This window comes from Streptomyces sp. NPDC058221 (genome assembly GCF_042882365.1).
Lineage (GTDB): Bacteria > Actinomycetota > Actinomycetes > Streptomycetales > Streptomycetaceae > Streptomyces.
The window spans coordinates 1-16,425 of record NZ_JBHVWF010000163.1 but is presented as its reverse complement, the minus strand read 5'-3'; the positions used below and the strand labels follow the sequence as shown (position 1 = coordinate 16,425).

At 71.9% G+C, this 16,425-nt stretch carries 14 protein-coding genes; 9 read left to right on the top strand and 5 right to left on the bottom strand.

Annotation, left to right across the window (positions count from 1 at the left end):
• Positions 1-90: 90 nt before the first annotated feature.
• Positions 91-1,446, bottom strand: coding sequence for a helix-turn-helix domain-containing protein (locus ACFVW8_RS33605; RefSeq protein WP_389696806.1), 1,356 nt, complete (start codon positions 1,444-1,446; stop codon positions 91-93).
• A 125-nt stretch (positions 1,447-1,571) separates the two neighbouring features.
• Here ACFVW8_RS33605 and ACFVW8_RS33600 point away from each other — a divergent pair, with 125 nt between their 5' ends.
• Positions 1,572-3,179: a DUF6350 family protein gene (locus ACFVW8_RS33600; protein WP_389696808.1), complete on the top strand. Its 1,608-nt coding sequence runs from the start codon at positions 1,572-1,574 to the stop codon at positions 3,177-3,179.
• Here the strand turns inward: ACFVW8_RS33600 and ACFVW8_RS33595 are convergent.
• On the bottom strand, positions 3,169-4,134 hold the full coding sequence (locus tag ACFVW8_RS33595; RefSeq protein WP_389696804.1) for a hypothetical protein: 966 nt from the start codon (positions 4,132-4,134) through the stop codon (positions 3,169-3,171). The two genes, ACFVW8_RS33600 and ACFVW8_RS33595, sit on opposite strands and share 11 nt — an antisense overlap.
• Positions 4,135-4,501: 367 nt before the next feature.
• Between ACFVW8_RS33595 and purN the strand changes: the two genes are divergently transcribed.
• Both purN and purH read left to right on the top strand, forming a co-directional pair.
• The gene (purN, locus tag ACFVW8_RS33590) at positions 4,502-5,158 is read left to right on the top strand and encodes a phosphoribosylglycinamide formyltransferase (RefSeq protein WP_389696802.1); all 657 of its coding nucleotides are present in this window, start codon (positions 4,502-4,504) and stop codon (positions 5,156-5,158) included.
• Positions 5,145-6,698, top strand: coding sequence for a bifunctional phosphoribosylaminoimidazolecarboxamide formyltransferase/IMP cyclohydrolase (gene purH / locus ACFVW8_RS33585; RefSeq protein ID WP_389696800.1), 1,554 nt, complete (start codon positions 5,145-5,147; stop codon positions 6,696-6,698). The genes purN and purH overlap by 14 nt, the downstream gene beginning before the upstream one ends.
• 101 nt (positions 6,699-6,799) lie before the next feature.
• On the opposite strand, the gene ACFVW8_RS33580 is transcribed toward purH, so the two are convergent.
• The gene (locus tag ACFVW8_RS33580; protein WP_389696798.1) at positions 6,800-7,435 is read right to left on the bottom strand and encodes an RDD family protein; all 636 of its coding nucleotides are present in this window, start codon (positions 7,433-7,435) and stop codon (positions 6,800-6,802) included.
• A 231-nt stretch (positions 7,436-7,666) separates the two neighbouring features.
• Between ACFVW8_RS33580 and ACFVW8_RS33575 the strand changes: the two genes are divergently transcribed.
• The 4 genes from ACFVW8_RS33575 to ACFVW8_RS33560 all read left to right on the top strand — a co-directional run bounded on the left by ACFVW8_RS33575 (position 7,667) and on the right by ACFVW8_RS33560 (position 12,084).
• Entirely contained in the window at positions 7,667-8,533 is an 867-nt protein-coding gene (locus ACFVW8_RS33575) for a bifunctional methylenetetrahydrofolate dehydrogenase/methenyltetrahydrofolate cyclohydrolase (RefSeq protein ID WP_389696796.1), read from the top strand.
• 20 nt (positions 8,534-8,553) lie between these two features.
• Positions 8,554-9,288, top strand: a complete 735-nt coding sequence (locus tag ACFVW8_RS33570) for a DUF3017 domain-containing protein (protein ID WP_389696794.1) — start codon at positions 8,554-8,556, stop codon at positions 9,286-9,288.
• Positions 9,289-9,790: 502 nt separating this feature from the next.
• A complete protein-coding gene (locus ACFVW8_RS33565) occupies positions 9,791-10,915 on the top strand; it encodes a helix-turn-helix domain-containing protein (protein ID WP_389696792.1) in 1,125 nt (374 codons plus the stop codon).
• 179 nt (positions 10,916-11,094) lie between these two features.
• Entirely contained in the window at positions 11,095-12,084 is a 990-nt protein-coding gene (locus ACFVW8_RS33560) for a malate dehydrogenase (RefSeq protein WP_389696790.1), read from the top strand.
• Between the two features lie 126 nt (positions 12,085-12,210).
• Here the strand turns inward: ACFVW8_RS33560 and ACFVW8_RS33555 are convergent, their stop codons facing one another.
• On the bottom strand, positions 12,211-12,939 hold the full coding sequence (locus ACFVW8_RS33555) for an isocitrate lyase/phosphoenolpyruvate mutase family protein (protein WP_389696788.1): 729 nt from the start codon (positions 12,937-12,939) through the stop codon (positions 12,211-12,213).
• An 85-nt stretch (positions 12,940-13,024) separates the two neighbouring features.
• The gene (locus ACFVW8_RS33550) at positions 13,025-13,537 is read right to left on the bottom strand and encodes a carboxymuconolactone decarboxylase family protein (protein WP_389696786.1); all 513 of its coding nucleotides are present in this window, start codon (positions 13,535-13,537) and stop codon (positions 13,025-13,027) included.
• A 47-nt stretch (positions 13,538-13,584) separates the two neighbouring features.
• On the opposite strand from ACFVW8_RS33550, the gene ACFVW8_RS33545 reads away from it, so the two are divergent.
• Positions 13,585-14,988 carry a PLP-dependent aminotransferase family protein gene (locus ACFVW8_RS33545; RefSeq protein WP_389696784.1) on the top strand — a complete coding sequence of 468 codons (1,404 nt, stop codon included), beginning with the start codon at positions 13,585-13,587 and terminating at the stop codon, positions 14,986-14,988.
• Positions 14,989-15,104: 116 nt separating this feature from the next.
• Positions 15,105-15,584 (top strand): hypothetical protein, encoded by a 480-nt coding sequence (locus tag ACFVW8_RS33540; protein WP_389696782.1) that lies wholly within the window; start codon positions 15,105-15,107, stop codon positions 15,582-15,584.
• Positions 15,585-16,425 lie beyond the last annotated feature (841 nt).

Here is a 16,425-nt window from a genome sequence, read left to right as displayed (position 1 = left end):
TCCTTGTGCGCGGCGCTCCGGCGCGGCGCTCCGGCGCGGCGCTCCGGCGCGGCGCTCCGGCGCGGTGCACCCCGCTCGGTGCACCCCGGCTCAGTGCACCCCGGGGACCAGCCGGGCCGGACCGTTCACGAGCTCGCCGCCGAGCTTCTTCTGCAGCTTCTTGTCCTGAGGCGTGAGCTTCTGCGGACCTCCGAGCGGAGGCACCCCGCCGACCTTCTGCGCGGGCGACTGGGGTGTCTCGTACTTCCTCGGGGCCGTGGCCAGCGTGATCAGCGTCAGGCCGATCAGCAGCACGGTGAACGCGATGGCCGCCCGGGTCCAGAGCTGGGCCTTGCGCTCGCTGCCCGTACGGATCAGCTCCGGGACAGGCAGTGAGGACGCGGGCTGGGCGAGGGCGAGGGTGCCCAGCTTCTCGTGCAGCAGTGCGGACTGTTCGTCCGGTGTCGCGGACGTCGCGAGCTCGGGCAGCTGCTCGGCGACGGCCGCCCGAGCGGTCATCAGCCGCCCGGCAGCCGCCGGGGTGCTCGCTTCCGTCTCCGCCGCGGTCTCGGGCAGCCCGAGACCGACACCGTCGTGGAGCAGCAGCGTGCGCCGGTACGAGGGCGGCAGGGCCAGCAGCGCGTCGAGCAGTGCGCGGGGGCCGGCCGCCTCGGGCGGCGGATCGGGGTGGCGGTGTTCGCGGCGCAGCTGGTGCCACGGCGACATCGCGTGCTCGTAGGCGGCCGCCCGCACCCAGCCCACCGGGTCCCGGTCCACGGCCACCTCCGGCCAGCGCTGCCAGGCGAGATCGAAGGCCTTGGCGACGGCCTCGCGGGAGAGGCTGCGGCGGCCGGTCAGCAGATAGGTCTGGCGGAACAGTGCGGCGGCGGTGTGCCGGTACAGGGCGTCGAACGCCTCGTCGGGTGTGGGCCCGGCTCCGGCCTCGGTCCCCGCAGGGTCTCCGGCCCCGGCAGGGTCTTCGGGCGCCTCTGCCGCCGCTGCTGCTCCAGGTGGCTCAGGTGTGATGCCGGGATCGGTCGTGGCCATGACTCCCTCGCTCCCGGTGGCTTCGACGGGGGTCGGCGGGCGGGACCCGGGTGACGGCGTCGCCGGCTGCGTGGAGGGAGCCGCCGGTTCGGCCTGCTGTACGGATGAGGCGGGCGCCGGCGGGAGGGACTCCCGTTCGACGGCAGCCTTCGACCGCGTGTTCGGGGTGTCGGGCTTGACGCTTTCGGCGGGTGGTGCGGGCTGTGGATCGGCGGTTCCGATCAGCCGGGCGTACGCCTCGCGCTTGCGCCCGCGCGGACTGGTGCGGCCCGTCTCCCAGGCCCGGACCGTGGCCCGGGTGACCCCGACGGCCGCTGCGACCTGCTCCTCACTCAGTGACTTCGCCTCCCGCAGCCTGCGGCGCTCCTTGGGTGACGGGAGCGGATGGGCGGCTGCCGTGCCGGTCGTGCTCTGTGTCATGAATGCTCCCCGCCCGGCCTGCACTGGGTGAAAAAGTACATAAACGTATATTGAGCGACACAGCGGTCATTCGCCCGTTACATGGATTAAGCGCGTGTCGTTGGGAGCATGGCGGCGTGACCCAAGTGACCGAACGCAGCCCGTCGTTGTCGGCAGAGCAGGGACGACCCGCCGTTCTGGCCTCGGCGCTGCTGCGCGGGGCGCTTGCCGCGGGGCTCGGACTGGGCTCCATCGCCGTGCTCGTCATGGTGCTCTGGATCAGCTCCCCGGCCTCCGACAGCGGCCCCGTCGAGGCCTTCCACACGGCCGCCGGCCTCTGGCTGCTCGCCCACGGCGCCGAACTGATCAGAACCGACACCCTGACGGGGGCCCCGGCCCCCGTGGGCGTCGTCCCGCTGCTGCTGGGTGCCCTGCCGGTCTGGCTGGTGCACCGGGCGGCCCGGGATGTGCTGGAGCCCGACGAGGGACGTGGCGCTCCCTCGCCACGGGCCGCGTTCGGCCTGGTGACGGGCGGATACCTGCTGGTGGGGGGTGCGGTCGCGCTCTATGCGCGGGGCGCCTCGATGTCCGCCGAGCCGCTGTCCCTGCTGTTCCCCTCGGTCCCGGTGGTGGCGGCAGCGGCGGCGGCCGGGGTCTGGACGGCCTCGGGGCGCCCGCTCGGACCGCCGCCGTCCTGGGCGCCGGTGCGGCTGCACGAGGCGATGGCGCGATCCCGGTTCGCGCGACGGGCGGAGGTGGTGGGCCGGTCGGCGGCCGCCGGGGTGATGGTCCTGCTGGGCGGCGGCGCACTCGTGGTGGCGGCGGCGCTGGTGTGGCACGCGGATCCGGTCCAGGACTCGTTCCTGCGACTCTCCGGCGACTGGGCCGGACGGTTCGCGGTGCTGTTCCTGGCGCTGCTGCTAGTGCCGAACGCGGCGGTGTGGGGCGCGGCCTACGGGCTCGGGCCCGGATTCGCGCTCGGGACGGCGTCCACGGTCGGCCCGGTCGCCTTCGAGGGCCGCCCGGCGCTGCCGGACTTCCCGCTGCTGGCCGCGATGCCGGCCGAGGGCGCGGGGGCGCCGCTGAACTGGGCGACCGCGGCGGTCCCGGTGGCGGCGGCGCTGACGGTCGCCTGGTTCACCGTACGACGTGCGGCCCCCGCCCACGGCGAGCGCGAGGAGGCCTGGAGCATGCGGGAGACCGTGCTCGCCGTCGTACTGGGGGCGGTGGGATGCGGGATCGGTGCGGCGCTGCTGGCGGCGGCGGCCGGGGGGCCGCTGGGGACCCGGGCGCTGTCGGAGTTCGGCCCCGTGTGGTGGCTGACGGGGGCGGCGGCCCTGGTCTGGACGGCGGCGCTCGGCGTCCCGGCGGCGCTGCTGCTGCGGGCCTGGCGACTGCGTGGACGCACCGCCCCCGAGCAGCCGGCGGCGGGAGCGGATGCGGCGAAGAGGAGGCAGGGGGAGGCGAAGGAAGGGTCGGCGGCATCGGCCGGCCGCAGGTGGTGGCCGCGGCGGGGCGGCCCGAAGGCGGAACAGGAGAGCGGGGGGACCGAGGCGGATCCGGTACCCGGCCAAGGCTCCGTATCCGTGCTCGCACCCGGCTCCGGAATCGTCTCCGGCGGGGGCGGCCCGGGCGACGAGGACCTGGAGCTGTACGACTTCCTGCCGACCGACCCCTGGCACGCGGCGGCCGACGAGCGGGCGGACCGGCCGGCGGAGGCCGGACCGGTCAGCCCGCCGGACGCTACTTCTTGACGCCGAAGAGGGGCTCCAGCGGCTTGGGCAGCAGATCGTTGCACGACAGCTGGCCCGACTTGGTGAGGGCGTCGTTCACGCAGGTGTAGTAGTCCCGGTAGACCAGCTGCACGGTGAACGACGTACCGACGATCGCCAGGGCGACCAGCGCAGTCACCAGACCGCTGACGGCGGCGGTCTTCTGCTGACGGCTGCCGCGCTGGGCGGAGGTGGCGACCGGTGCGCCGGGTGCGGCCGAGGGGGCCGCTGGTGTCTGGTCCGGCCCCGCAGCCGGACCGGACTCGGTGACCTGGGCCGGCCCCGGCCCGAAGGGGTCCGGGCGGGCCGCAGCGCCTGTCGCCGACGACTCCTTCGGCTTGGCGCGGAGCGCGCTGATCGACCAGTAGGTCGCGAGCGCACCGAGCAGCAGGGCGATCTCCGGGAGATCGAAGATCGCGAAGAAGAACGCCCACATGCCGGCGAGCAGCGCATAGCGTGCGCGGCGCTGGACGGGATCGGTCGGGTCCCAGCGCATACGCCCGGAGCTGCCCTCCGGGCCACCCCTGCCGCCGCCTTGCCCGTTCGGCCCGGTGGATCCGCCGGGCCCGCCGCCGAAGCCGCCGCTCTGGCGTCCGGGCTGGTGGCTGCTCCACTGGCTGCCCCAGACGGGGCGGTTGTCCTGGGATCCGTCCTCGGGCGCACCCCCGCCGTCCCCGTTGTCCTCGCCGTTGCCGTCGCCGCCGTTGGCCGGGCGGCGCGGCTGCCACGGCTGGTCGGGACGGTTCTCCGGCGGCGGCGCGAAGGGGTTGTCGTCCTCGGGGCCGGATCCGGAGGACCCCGACGGCGCAGAGGAGGAAGGGGAGGAGGGGGAGGAAGAGGAAGAGCCCGGCGTGGGGGACTGGCGCTCCCGCATCAGCAGTGAGGTCCGCTCGGGCAGCGGGTGGCGGAAGGCGGTGCGGCGGCGTCGGTCCGGCATATGGTGAACGTCTTCCCCATCTCGTCATTTCCGCCCTGTGGACGGTTCGCTGTCACCTGACGCTACCTCCCGGCGAGGAGGGGCCGAAAGCTGGGAGTACAGGCGTGGTGGCCGACAGCTGCCACCCGGACCGCCCGCTCGTGTCCGAGCCGGAGTCCCGCCGGTCCCTCACCCCCGTCACGCAAGGGCCTCGCAAGGTGCCGGTATCGTTGCTGACGGTCGGCTCGTTCGTAGAGTTCCCCGTATCGCGGTGCGTGATTCTTTCGTACGACCGCACAAACAGCATGGCCGCCGTGCCGCTGCTCCCGCGATGCGGCAGGCGGTCCGGCCGCTTCGAACCGCTCCACACGCGAGAAAGGGCCCAGCCGTGGCCTCCCCGCTCTCCTCCGCCGCTCCGGCCCGCCTGGTGGTGCTGGTCTCCGGTTCCGGTACGAACCTCCAAGCCCTGCTCGACGCGATCGGCGACGACCCCGAGGGGTACGGCGCCCAGGTGGTCGCGGTCGGTGCGGACCGCGACGGTATTGCCGGTCTCGAGCGTGCCGAACGGGCCGGAATTCCCACCTTCGTGTGCCGGGTCAGGGACCACGCCTCGCGGCCGGAGTGGGACGCGGCCCTCGCCGCGGCCACCGCCGCGCACCGCCCGGACCTCGTGGTGTCCGCCGGTTTCATGAAGATCGTGGGCAAGGAGTTCCTCGCCGGGTTCGGCGGCCGGTTCATCAACACCCACCCCGCCCTGCTCCCCAGCTTTCCCGGTGCCCACGGCGTACGCGACGCGCTCGCGTACGCCGTGAAGGTCACCGGGTGCACCGTCCACTTCGTCGACGACGGCGTCGACACCGGTCCGATCATCGCGCAGGGCGTGGTCGAGGTGACCGAAGAGGACACCCCGGAGGGCGAAGCAGCTCTCCATGAACGCATCAAGGAAGTCGAGCGCCAGCTGCTCGTCGAGGCCGTGGGGCGGCTCGCCCGTGACGGCTATCGCATTGAGGGACGAAAGGTTCATCTCGATCATGTCGGTGAATAAGCCCATCCGCCGCGCCCTGGTCAGTGTCTACGACAAGACGGGGCTCGAAGACCTCGCCCGCGGTCTGCACGAGGCCGGCGTCGAGCTGGTCTCCACCGGCTCCACCGCCGGGAAGATCGCGGCCGCCGGTGTGCCGGTCACCAAGGTCGAGGAGCTGACCGGTTTCCCCGAGTGCCTCGACGGCCGCGTCAAGACGCTGCACCCGCGCGTCCACGCCGGCATCCTGGCCGACCTGCGCCTGGAAGCCCACCGCGAGCAGCTCGCCGAGCTCGGCGTGGAGCCGTTCGACCTGGTGGTCGTGAACCTCTACCCGTTCAAGGAGACCGTCGCCTCCGGCGCCTCGGCCGACGAGTGTGTGGAGCAGATCGACATCGGCGGCCCCTCCATGGTCCGCGCCGCCGCCAAGAACCACCCGTCGGTGGCCGTCGTCACCAGCCCCGAGCGCTACGCCGACGTGCTGGCCGCCGTCAAGGCCGGCGGCTTCGACCTGACCGCCCGCAAGCGGCTCGCCGCCGAGGCCTTCCAGCACACCGCCGCGTACGACGTGGCCGTCGCGTCCTGGTTCGCGGCCGACTACGCCGCCGCCGACGACTCGGGCTTCCCCGACTTCTTCGGTACGACGTACGAGCGCAAGAACGTCCTGCGCTACGGCGAGAACCCGCACCAGCCCGCCGCGCTCTACACCGCCGGCGCCGGTGGTCTGGCCGGTGCCGAGCAGCTGCACGGCAAGGAGATGTCGTACAACAACTACACGGACACCGACGCCGCGCGCCGGGCCGCGTACGACCACGCCGAGCCGTGCGTCGCGATCATCAAGCACGCCAACCCGTGCGGTATCGCCATCGCCGACGACGTCGCAGAGGCGCACCGCAACGCGCACGCCTGTGACCCGCTGTCGGCGTACGGCGGGGTCATCGCCGTCAACCGGCCGGTGACCGTCGCCATGGCCGAGCAGGTCGCGGAGATCTTCACCGAGGTCATCGTCGCCCCGGCGTACGAGGACGGCGCGGTCGAGGTCCTGTCCCGCAAGAAGAACATCCGCGTGCTGCGCTGCCCCGAGGCCCCGTCGGCCGAGGTCGAGGTCAAGCCGATCGACGGCGGTGCGCTGCTCCAGGTCACCGACCGCCTCCAGGCCGACGGCGACGACCCGGCCAACTGGACGCTCGCCACCGGCGAGGCGCTCTCCGCCGACGAGCTCAGGGAGCTCTCCTTCGCGTGGAAGGCGTGCCGCGCGGTCAAGTCCAACGCGATTCTGCTCGCCAAGGACGGCGCCTCGGTCGGTGTGGGCATGGGTCAGGTCAACCGTGTCGACTCCGCGAAGCTCGCCGTCGAGCGGGCGGGCGAGGAGCGGGCGCGGGGCGCGTACGCGGCCTCCGACGCCTTCTTCCCCTTCCCTGACGGGCTGGAGATCCTGACCGGCGCCGGCGTCAAGGCCGTGGTGCAGCCGGGTGGTTCGGTCCGCGACGAGCTGGCCGTCGAGGCCGCGAAGAAGGCGGGCGTGGCGATGTACTTCACGGGCACCCGGCACTTCTTCCACTGAGCCGTCCGGGCTGCGGGCACACTTCCCGCCGCACGACCGAGGGCCGTAACTCCGCGCGGATCGCGTGGAGTTACGGCCCTCGGGTCCGTCCGGGAGGAAGGTCAGCCGACCTTGACCACCACGGTGGAGCAGATCTTGTCCGCGAACGTCTGCTTCTTCGGGTCCCATGCCGGCCACAGCCAGCCGATGTAGCAGGCGACGCTGTCCACGAAGTGGGCGAGGTAGCGGACGAAGGCCATACCGAAGCCCAGGGGCCGGCCGTCGGCCTCGCGCAGCAGGCTGATGCCGAGGGCCTTCTTGCCGATGAACTGCCCGGTGGTGCCCTCCTTGTAGAGCTTGAAGAGGCCGAGACCGATGCCGACAAGAATGCCGAGCATGGCTATCGCGGAACCCGCACCGCCGCCGATACCGGCACCGATGCCGACGAGGATGCCGTACGGGACGGCGATGACGATGCAGTCGAGGAGGATCGCGGCGAAACGGCTCCACCACCCGGCGAACGGCGGCATGCCGCCGTAACCGGGCTGGCCCTGCGGCATACCGGACTGCTGCGGGTAGCCGTAACCGGGCTGTCCCTGGGGACCGCCGGGCTGCTGCGGGTAGCCGTAGCCGGGCTGGCCCTGCGGCGGCACGCCCTGGGGAGACTGCTGCGGGTAGCCGTATCCCGGCTGGCCCTGCGGCGGCTGGCCCGGCTGCTGTCCGTAGGGGTTGTTCGGGTTCGGGTCGCCAAAGCTCATCTGGGGTGTTCCTCCAACGGGGACGTACGGGGACGAATGCGGCCGCGCGGAGGAAAGAAAAGGTCAGCGGTCCGCCCCCCGGGTACATCTGCGGCACTGCGGCCTTCATCGTTATAAGCGGATCATAAGGTTGTCCAGCTGCGGGCAGGGGAAGTTGTCCAATTGCAACCTTGTGTCCACGGGTGCACCGGGAATTGGTCCGTGGGCGGGGTCATCCGCGAGAATGCCCCCATGACTGCCCAGATTCTCGATGGCAAAGCCACCGCAGCCGCGATCAAGTCCGATCTCACCGTCCGCGTGGCGGCCCTCAAGGCCCGGGGTGTCACCCCCGGCCTGGGAACCCTGCTGGTCGGGGACGACCCGGGCAGCAGGTGGTACGTGAACGGCAAGCACAAGGACTGCGCCCAGGTCGGCATCGGCTCCATCCAACGTGAACTGCCCGACACCGCCACCCAGGAGGAGATCGAGGACGTCGTACGCGAGCTCAACGCCGACCCCGAGTGCACGGGGTACATCGTGCAGCTGCCCCTCCCCAAGGGGATCGACACCAACCGCGTCCTGGAACTGATGGATCCGGCCAAGGACGCCGACGGTCTGCACCCGATGAACCTCGGCCGGCTCGTGCTCAACGAGGCGGGCCCGCTGCCCTGCACCCCGCAGGGTGTCGTCCAGCTGCTCCGTCACCACGGTGTGGAGATCAACGGGGCGGATGTCGTGGTCGTCGGACGCGGTGTCACCATCGGCCGCTCGATCCCGCTGCTGCTGACCCGTAAGTCCGAGAACGCCACGGTCACCCAGTGCCACACCGGCACCCGTGACCTCTCCGCCCACCTGCGGCAGGCCGACATCGTCGTCGCTGCCGCCGGGGTGCCCCACATCATCAAGCCCGAGGACGTGAAGCCGGGCGCGGCCGTGCTCGACGTCGGCGTCAGCCGGGACGAGAACGGCAAGATCGTCGGTGACGTCCACCCGGGCGTGGCCGAGGTCGCCGCGTGGATCTCGCCGAACCCGGGCGGTGTCGGCCCGATGACCCGTGCCCAGTTGCTCGTCAACGTGGTCGAGGCGGCCGAGCGCGACTCCGCCCCGTCCGCAGGCTGATCAGAACCGGAAGGAACCCCATGGGTGCTGGTACGAGTCCGGCCGACCGGGCCGCGGCCGCTGCGGACGGCCCGGCCGCCGATCAGGCCGGGGGCGCGGCCGGAGTCCCCGCCGGCGGCGCTGCTGAGACCCCGGCCGACGGTGCTGCCGACGCCCCGGCACAGGCTTCGGCCGACGGTGCGTCAACGGCCCAGGACGGAGCCGCCGTGTCAGCCGAATCCGACGAGGGCGGGTCGGTCGGGCAGGACGGAGGCGCGTCGGCGGAACCGGGCGACGGCGCGTCAGCGGAGTCCGGTGACGGTCAGGACGGGGGCCGCACCGGCAGTCACCTGGCACCCGGTTCCGCCGCGGCCCCGGTGGCGGGGCGGTCGCGGACGTCGCTCACCCAGGACACCGCGCGCCCCGAGGGCGGCGGCCGGGCGGCGGGCGGGGACGCTCCGGCGCCCGCTCGTCAGTGGCCGTTGCTCGCGGTCCTCTGCACGGCAGGGGTCGGCCTGCTGATCGTCGCCTCCGACCCCTTCGCCGAGGCCTTCCGGATCGGCACGATACTGATCGGCGTGGCGCTCGTCGGGGGTGCGGTGCTCCGCCTCGTGATCCCCTCGGTGGGCATGCTCGCGGTGCGTTCCCGCTTCACCGACCTGGTGACGTACGGACTGCTGGGCGTCCTCATCGTGATGCTGGCCATGATGGCGCAGCCCAAGCCGTGGCTGGACATCCCGTTCCTGGAGAACGCGGTCCACTTCACGATCCGCTGAACCCGCCCGGCCGGCCAGGCCGCGAAACCGGTGTCCATCCCCTCCCCCGAGAAGGGACGGACACCGGGGGCGGGGCACGCCGGAGCGAAAAGCTCCGGAATACGGCGACTTGAGCGGCCTTGCCCCGTCCTGGTTCCAGCCTTGTGGTTGGGGCACGCCTGTTCAAGGGATGGCTGGGGCCTGTGGCACGGAAGTGACCATTCCGCCACGGTGTGATCGTCAGGCAACGGTGGCAGACTGGCCGGGCAGACGGCCGGGCAGACGGCCGGGCAGACGGCCGGCAGGGCGAGGCAGCGGCGCGCGACGGTGCGGGCCGGACTTCCGAGTGCAACCGTGCGCTCCCTCCGAAGGAACTGGCAGTCTGCGTTCGCGCATCTACCTGGGTAGTCCGGAACGGGAGACCACCGCTTCCGGACAGGGGGCAGGGCGGCGTGCGATGTCCCGGGTGTGCCCGGGGGCAGCGGAAGCCGATACGAAGTGAAGTGGGAAGTAGGGGGAAGTAATGCCTCGTTGGAAGGCACTGCCGGAGGATCTCGACCCACAGGTACGCGAGTTCGCGGGCCAGCTCCGCAGACTCGTCGACCGCAGCGGCCTGAGCATCGCCGCAGTGGCCGACCGCACGGGGTACAGCAAGACCTCGTGGGAGCGGTATCTGAACGGGCGGCTGCTCGCCCCCAGGGGCGCCATCGTCGCGCTAGCCGAGGTGACGGGCACCAACCACGTGCACCTCAACACCATGTGGGAGCTGGCGGAGCGGGCCTGGAGCCGGGCCGAGATGCGCCACGACATGACGATGGAAGCGATCCGGATAACCCAGGCGCGGGCCGCGCTCGGTGAGAACGGGCAGCCTTCGCGCGGTCACGGCAGGAGTCGTCCCTCCGGTGGTGTCGGCATGGCCGATGGCGGGGCGGGCACCGCACCGGGCGTGACCGACGGGGGCCGCCCGCCGTCCGTACCGCTCCAGCGCGGCAGCGTCCCGAGGCTGCCGCAGCAGCCGCAGGCCCGGCCGGAACCGGCGATGGGCGCGGGTCCCGGGCTGCCGCCCGCGGTCGACGTCCACGGAGGCTTCGCCGGCGCACCCGGGCAGCCGCCCCCGCACGCCGACGGCGGCCGGGGCCCGGAGGGCGGCAGCAGCCGGAAGCGGCTCGTGGTCGCCGCCGCCGCGGTGGTGGTCCTGCTTGCGGTGACCGGTGTGGTGCTGCTGACCGGCTCCGGCGGCGACTCCGACGCCGACAGGGCAGCCGACTCCTCCCCGTCGCCGACGGCCAGTGCGCCGAAGCTGCCGGCCGGGGTCGGCTGCAGCGGCACCGACTGCGCCGGACAGGACCCCGAGAAGATGGGCTGCGGCGGCGACCACGTCCGTACGATCTCCAGCGCCACCGTCGGCGGAAGCCTCGTCGAGGTGCGCTACAGCAAGACCTGCGCCTCGGCGTGGGCCCGGATCTCCAAGGCTGCCGCCGGCGACACGGTACGGATCAGCGCGGGCGGGGCGGGGCAGGACGGCACGGTGTCCGCCGCGGTGGACACGTACACACCGATGGTCGCCGTGCGGCGGATCGCCGACGTCAAGGCGTGCGCCATCCTCGCGACCGGCACGAAGGGATGCACGGCCGAGGCGTCCGGCTGAGCCGGAGTGCCGGGTGAGCGGGGAGTGACCGGTTGTGTGCGGTGCCACAGGGGGCCGGGCGGCCACGGGGTTCCGGGTCGGATAGCCTGACCGCTGGATATCTCTTCACATCAAGATTCAGGGATGTCCAGCACCAGGGGCCAGGAGCCCCCACCGCCAGCTGTCTAACGGAGATCGCCATGACCCGCACTCCCGTGAATGTCACCGTGACCGGCGCAGCCGGCCAGATCGGCTACGCGCTGCTCTTCCGCATCGCCTCCGGCCACCTGCTCGGCCCGGACGTGCCGGTCAACCTGCGTCTCCTGGAGATCCCGCAGGGCCTGAAGGCCGCCGAGGGCACCGCGATGGAGCTCGACGACTGCGCCTTCCCGCTGCTGCGCAACATCGAGATCACCGACGACGCCAACGTCGGCTTCGCCGGTGCGAACGTCGCCCTGCTCGTCGGCGCCCGCCCGCGCACCAAGGGCATGGAGCGCGGCGACCTGCTCTCCGCCAACGGCGGCATCTTCAAGCCGCAGGGCAAGGCGATCAACGACAACGCCGCGGACGACATCAAGGTCCTCGTCGTCGGCAACCCGGCCAACACCAACGCGCTCATCGCGCAGGCCGCCGCCCCGGACGTACCGGCCGAGCGCTTCACCGCGATGACCCGTCTCGACCACAACCGCGCGATCTCGCAGCTGGCCGCCAAGACCGGTGCCGCCGTCTCCGACATCAAGAAGCTGACGATCTGGGGCAACCACTCGGCCACCCAGTACCCGGACATCTTCCACGCGGAGGTCGCCGGCAAGAACGCCGCCGAGCTCGTCAACGACGAGGCCTGGCTGGCCGACTCCTTCATCCCGACCGTCGCCAAGCGCGGCGCCGCGATCATCGAGGCCCGTGGCGCGTCCTCGGCCGCCTCCGCCGCGAACGCCGCCATCGACCACGTGTACACCTGGGTCAATGGCACCGCCGAGGGCAACTGGACCTCCATGGGCATCCCGTCGGACGGCTCGTACGGTGTGCCCGAGGGCATCATCTCGTCGTTCCCCGTCACCACGAAGGACGGCGCCTACGAGATCGTCCAGGGCCTGGACATCAACGAGTTCTCCCGTGCGCGCATCGACGCGTCGGTGAAGGAGCTCACCGAGGAGCGCGACGCGGTCCGCGAGCTCGGCCTCATCTGATCCACCCACCCGTTCGCGGGTACGCCTCCGCCCCCGGCAGCAGTCGCTGCCGGGGGCGTTCGCGTTCCCGAGGTGGGCTTCGCCTCGATGGGCTTCGCCTCGGTGGGCGAGCGGTCAGTCCGGTGGTCAGTCCGCCCGCAGCTCGTCGGCGATCCGGCGCAGGGCCGCCATCGCCCGGTGCTGGAGCCCGGGACCGAAGGTGATCCGGGCGGCGCCCAGCTCCCCGAGCCGCCGAGGGCCCGGACCGTCCGGCAGGGCAAGGGCGTTGAGCGGTACGGGCACGGCGGCGGCCAGGCGGGGGAGCGCCTCGGGCGGGGCGAGGATCGGATAGACACAGTCCGCGCCCGCGGCCGCGTACAGCAACGCACGCCGCACGGTCTCCGCCTCCTGGTCCGTGCCCTCCGGGACGCCGTGGACATAGGTGTCGATACGCGCGTTGACGAAGAGCCGCTCCCCGGCGACGGCCCGCACTTCCGCCAGCCGGTCCGCCTGCCGCTGCGGATCCATCAGGACCCCGTCCACCGAGTCCTCCAGGTTGCAGCCGACGGCCCCGGCATCGAGCAGCCGTTCCACCAGCTCCTTCGGCGCCAGCCCGTACCCCGCCTCGATGTCGGCCGATACGGGCACGGGGACGGCGCGGGCGATCCTGGCCACCGCCGCGAACATCGCGGCGGCGGGCGTCGCACCGTCCTCGTGGCCCAGCGACGCCGCGATCCCCGCGCTCGGGGTGGCGAGAGCCGGGAATCCGGCGTCGGCGAGGACGCGGGCGCTCGCGGCATCCCACGGGCCGGGGAGGACCAGGGGATCGCCGGGGGTGCGGCCGTGGTGCAGGGCGCGGAGGTCGGACGCGGTCATCGCAGTGGCTCCTGGGCGAGGCGGGGCGGGGCGGGCGGGGCGGCGATGAGCGGAACGGCCGCGGACGTCGCCGGGTGCGGGCGGATCAGCTGTGGAAGTCGCCGGGGGTGTAGTGCCCCGGGGCCATCCGGGTGGCCACGGAGAACCGGTTCCAGGCGTTGATCGTGATGATCGCCGCGAGGAGTTGGGCCAGCTCGGCCTCGTCGAAGTGCTTGGCGGCCTTCGCGTACACCTCGTCCGGCACGAAACCGTCGGTCAGGACGGTCACCGCCTCGGTCAGCTCGATCGCCGCGATCTCCTTCGGCGTGTAGAAGTGCTGCGACTCCTCCCAGGCGCTGAGCTGCACGATCCGCTCCACGGACTCACCCGCCGCCAGCGCGTCCTTGGAGTGCATGTCGAGGCAGAACGCGCAGTGGTTGATCTGTGAGGCCCGGATCTTCACCAGCTCGGCCACGACCGGGTCGAGCCCCTTGCGGGACGCGGCCTCCAGCCGGGCCATCGCCTTGTAGACATCGGGGGCGTGCTCACCCCACTGCATGCGGGGCGTGTGCTCGGTCGTGTACTCGGACGTTGCGTGGCTGTGCTCGTTGGTGGTCATGGATGCGACGCTACGCGCGGGGTGGCGCAGCTGTATGGTCCATTTTCATGACAGAACCCTGGGCCACTTTCGGCGCCGACCTGCACATCGACCCGACCGGCGGCACCGGGCTGCGGGCCGGCCTCATGGACGCCCTGCGCGAGGCGGCCCGGACCGGGCGACTGGCTCCGGGTACCAGGCTGCCGTCGTCCCGCACACTCGCGGCGGACCTCGGCATCGCCCGCAACACCGTCGCCGACGCCTACGCGGAACTGGTCGCCGAGGGCTGGCTCACCGCCCGGCAGGGCTCCGGCACGCGGGTGGCGCAGCGGGCCGAGCCGCGCAGGGAGGCGGCCAGGGCGCCGCGCTCCCGGCCGCCCCGCAGCAGACCGGCGTACAGCCTGATGCCCGGCTCGCCCGACCTGGCGACGTTTCCGCGCGCGGAATGGCTCAAGGCGGCCAGGCGCGCCCTCGCCAAGGCGCCCAACGAGGCTCTCGGATACGGCGATCCGCGCGGCCGCATCGAACTGCGCACCGTGCTCGCGGGCTATCTGTCACGTGCTCGCGGGGTGTACGCGGACCCCGAACGCATCGTGCTCTGTGCCGGGTTCGTCCACGGCCTGATGCTCATGGGGAAGGTGCTGAGGGAGCGCCGGGTGCGCGAGGTGGCCGTCGAGTCGTACGGACTGGACGTGCATACGAGCCTGCTCACCGAGGCCGGCCTGCGCATCCCCTGTCTGCCGCTCGACGCGCTCGGCTCCCGGACCGGCGCACTGCCCGGGATGCGGGGAGCCGGCGCGGTGCTGCTGACACCCGCGCACCAGTTCCCGACCGGGGTGCCGCTCCACCCGGACCGGCGGGCCGCGGCGGTCGACTGGGCGCGGAGCACCGGCGGCCTGATCCTGGAGGACGACTACGACGGGGAGTTCCGCTACGACCGCCAGCCGGTCGGCGCGCTCCAGGGACTCGACCCGGAACGTGTCGTGTACCTGGGCACGGCCAGCAAATCCCTGGCACCGGGGCTGCGGCTCGGCTGGATGGTGGTCCCGGAGTCGATGGTGGGCGAGGTGACCGCGGCGAAGGGGGCGAGCGACTGGGCGTCCAGCGCACTGGACCAGCTGACCCTCGCGGAGTTCATCGGCTCCGGCGCCTACGACCGGCATGTGCGCTCCGTACGGCTGCGCTACCGCAACCGCCGCGACCAGCTCGTCGCGGCGCTGGCCGAACGGGCCCCGTCCATCCGGGTCAGCGGCATCGCCGCCGGACTGCACGCCGTGCTCGAACTCCCGGAGGGCGGCGAGGCGGCGGTGATCCGCGCCGCGGCCTGGCAGGGGCTCGCGGTGCAGGGCCTGTCCTTCTTCCGCCACCCGGACGCCGAGGCGAGCCGGGAGGCCCTGGTCATCGGCTACGGAACACCGACGGACAGTGCCTGGGCCGGCACGCTGGACGCGCTCGTACGGGTGCTGTCGTGAGCCGAGGTGCGGGCGGGCCGAGAGGGGGGACACCAGGTACCTGGACGACGACGACCTCGGAAGAGAGGCCGGGCCATGCTGCTCAAGGACTACGACGAGCAGGCGGAACGCCGCCGATGAACGAGATGAAGGATACGGGCAGGGGCGCAGGGCTCGGTGACGACTGGTGCGACATGAGCGGGGGCTGCAACCTCGACCACGCGGCGCTGTCGCGCGAGCTCAGGACCGAGGTGCACCCGGCGCATCCGTTCTTCGGGGCACCGCTGGAGGTGATCGCGCATCGGTGGTCGAACGATGACGTGCTCTGTCGCCACCTCGATACACCCGCTCGCTACTCGATTCTCCATCTCACATGGTCGAGATCTGAGGAGATCGGGGGCTGCCCCACGATCGAAGCGGACGGGGAGTGGTCGCACATCGTCGCCTACGAGAGCGGTATCGACGCAGCTCTCAGCGCTGCGGAAGCGCTCGAACAGGACGGTCGCCGCGCCCCGATGGGACCAGCGGGCACCCCATCACCCCCACTCGTCGTGGAGGCGGTGCACGCGTGGCCCGAGGATCCCGCCAGCCCTCCAGGGCCAGGCCGGCGAGAGTGATGCGCGCACGAGGAATGAGGCGAGGGTGCGGACGGTCTCACGGGACTGGTCGCGAGCCGCTCGCCGGTGGGCCACCGAGCACGGCTGTCCTGGGCAGTGACGCACAACGAATGGCGATGGGAAGCGGCTGCGAGCCGGTCGGCTGGATCGACAGCGGCACACTCCAGTGTGAAGCGGCGGGCAGCTTCGCACTGCTGAGGCGGCTCCGAAGGCGAAACTCGGATCGTAGGAGACCTTCGCGAGGGCGGATTCATCGGACGGCGACGAACCCACCTCTGCCTCCAGAAGATCAAGGCCGACGACGACTCAGCCGCTCTCCGTGAGATGTATATCTTCTTTGATCGGCGTTGAGTCGGTTTCACAACGGTGGACCATCCTGAGAACCCGCAGTGCGATCATGGCCGGTTCTTCCTGAGGCGTTGACGTGGTGGAGGACCAATTGGGTTCGTCAGCTGAAAAGATCCTCCATCACTCCGCTCCTCGAAGTGCCCTGGTCAGGATCGATGCCATCAAGTCATCTTCAACGACAGTTGGGTGAGGGAATTGTATTTCCATGGCGACGTTCACCCAGGGCAATCAGACGGTGCACGGAAATCAGTACCTGGCCGACAACATCAACGTGACGCACGGGGAGCTCAGCCCTACTGATGCCCGGATCTTGGCGAGGGAGTTCGACCGGGCGTCGGCAGCACCTAGTAGGCGGCTGACTCGCCGAGGCCGGCCCGACCATCAAGCCCGCCTGAGTAACCCGGCGACATCACAAGTTCAACCCCAGCAGGAAGGGCATATCGCGCCGAACACGACGGGCTCCCTTGTTGGTTAAATTCCTCTACAGCTCGGT

What these genes read in the sequence shown, in the direction of transcription:
- ACFVW8_RS33550 (WP_389696786.1), bottom strand. Translation starts at nt 13,537, where the DNA reads ATGACCACCAACGAGCACAGCCACGCAACGTCCGAGTACACGACCGAG.
- ACFVW8_RS33555 (WP_389696788.1), bottom strand. Translation starts at nt 12,939, where the DNA reads ATGACCGCGTCCGACCTCCGCGCCCTGCACCACGGCCGCACCCCCGGC.
- ACFVW8_RS33560 (WP_389696790.1), top strand. Translation starts at nt 11,095, where the DNA reads ATGACCCGCACTCCCGTGAATGTCACCGTGACCGGCGCAGCCGGCCAG.
- ACFVW8_RS33545 (WP_389696784.1), top strand. Translation starts at nt 13,585, where the DNA reads ATGACAGAACCCTGGGCCACTTTCGGCGCCGACCTGCACATCGACCCG.
- ACFVW8_RS33570 (WP_389696794.1), top strand. Translation starts at nt 8,554, where the DNA reads ATGGGTGCTGGTACGAGTCCGGCCGACCGGGCCGCGGCCGCTGCGGAC.
- ACFVW8_RS33575 (WP_389696796.1), top strand. Translation starts at nt 7,667, where the DNA reads ATGACTGCCCAGATTCTCGATGGCAAAGCCACCGCAGCCGCGATCAAG.
- purH (WP_389696800.1), top strand. Translation starts at nt 5,145, where the DNA reads ATGTCGGTGAATAAGCCCATCCGCCGCGCCCTGGTCAGTGTCTACGAC.
- ACFVW8_RS33605 (WP_389696806.1), bottom strand. Translation starts at nt 1,446, where the DNA reads ATGACACAGAGCACGACCGGCACGGCAGCCGCCCATCCGCTCCCGTCA.
- ACFVW8_RS33580 (WP_389696798.1), bottom strand. Translation starts at nt 7,435, where the DNA reads ATGAGCTTTGGCGACCCGAACCCGAACAACCCCTACGGACAGCAGCCG.
- ACFVW8_RS33540 (WP_389696782.1), top strand. Translation starts at nt 15,105, where the DNA reads ATGAACGAGATGAAGGATACGGGCAGGGGCGCAGGGCTCGGTGACGAC.
- ACFVW8_RS33565 (WP_389696792.1), top strand. Translation starts at nt 9,791, where the DNA reads ATGCCTCGTTGGAAGGCACTGCCGGAGGATCTCGACCCACAGGTACGC.
- ACFVW8_RS33595 (WP_389696804.1), bottom strand. Translation starts at nt 4,134, where the DNA reads ATGCCGGACCGACGCCGCCGCACCGCCTTCCGCCACCCGCTGCCCGAG.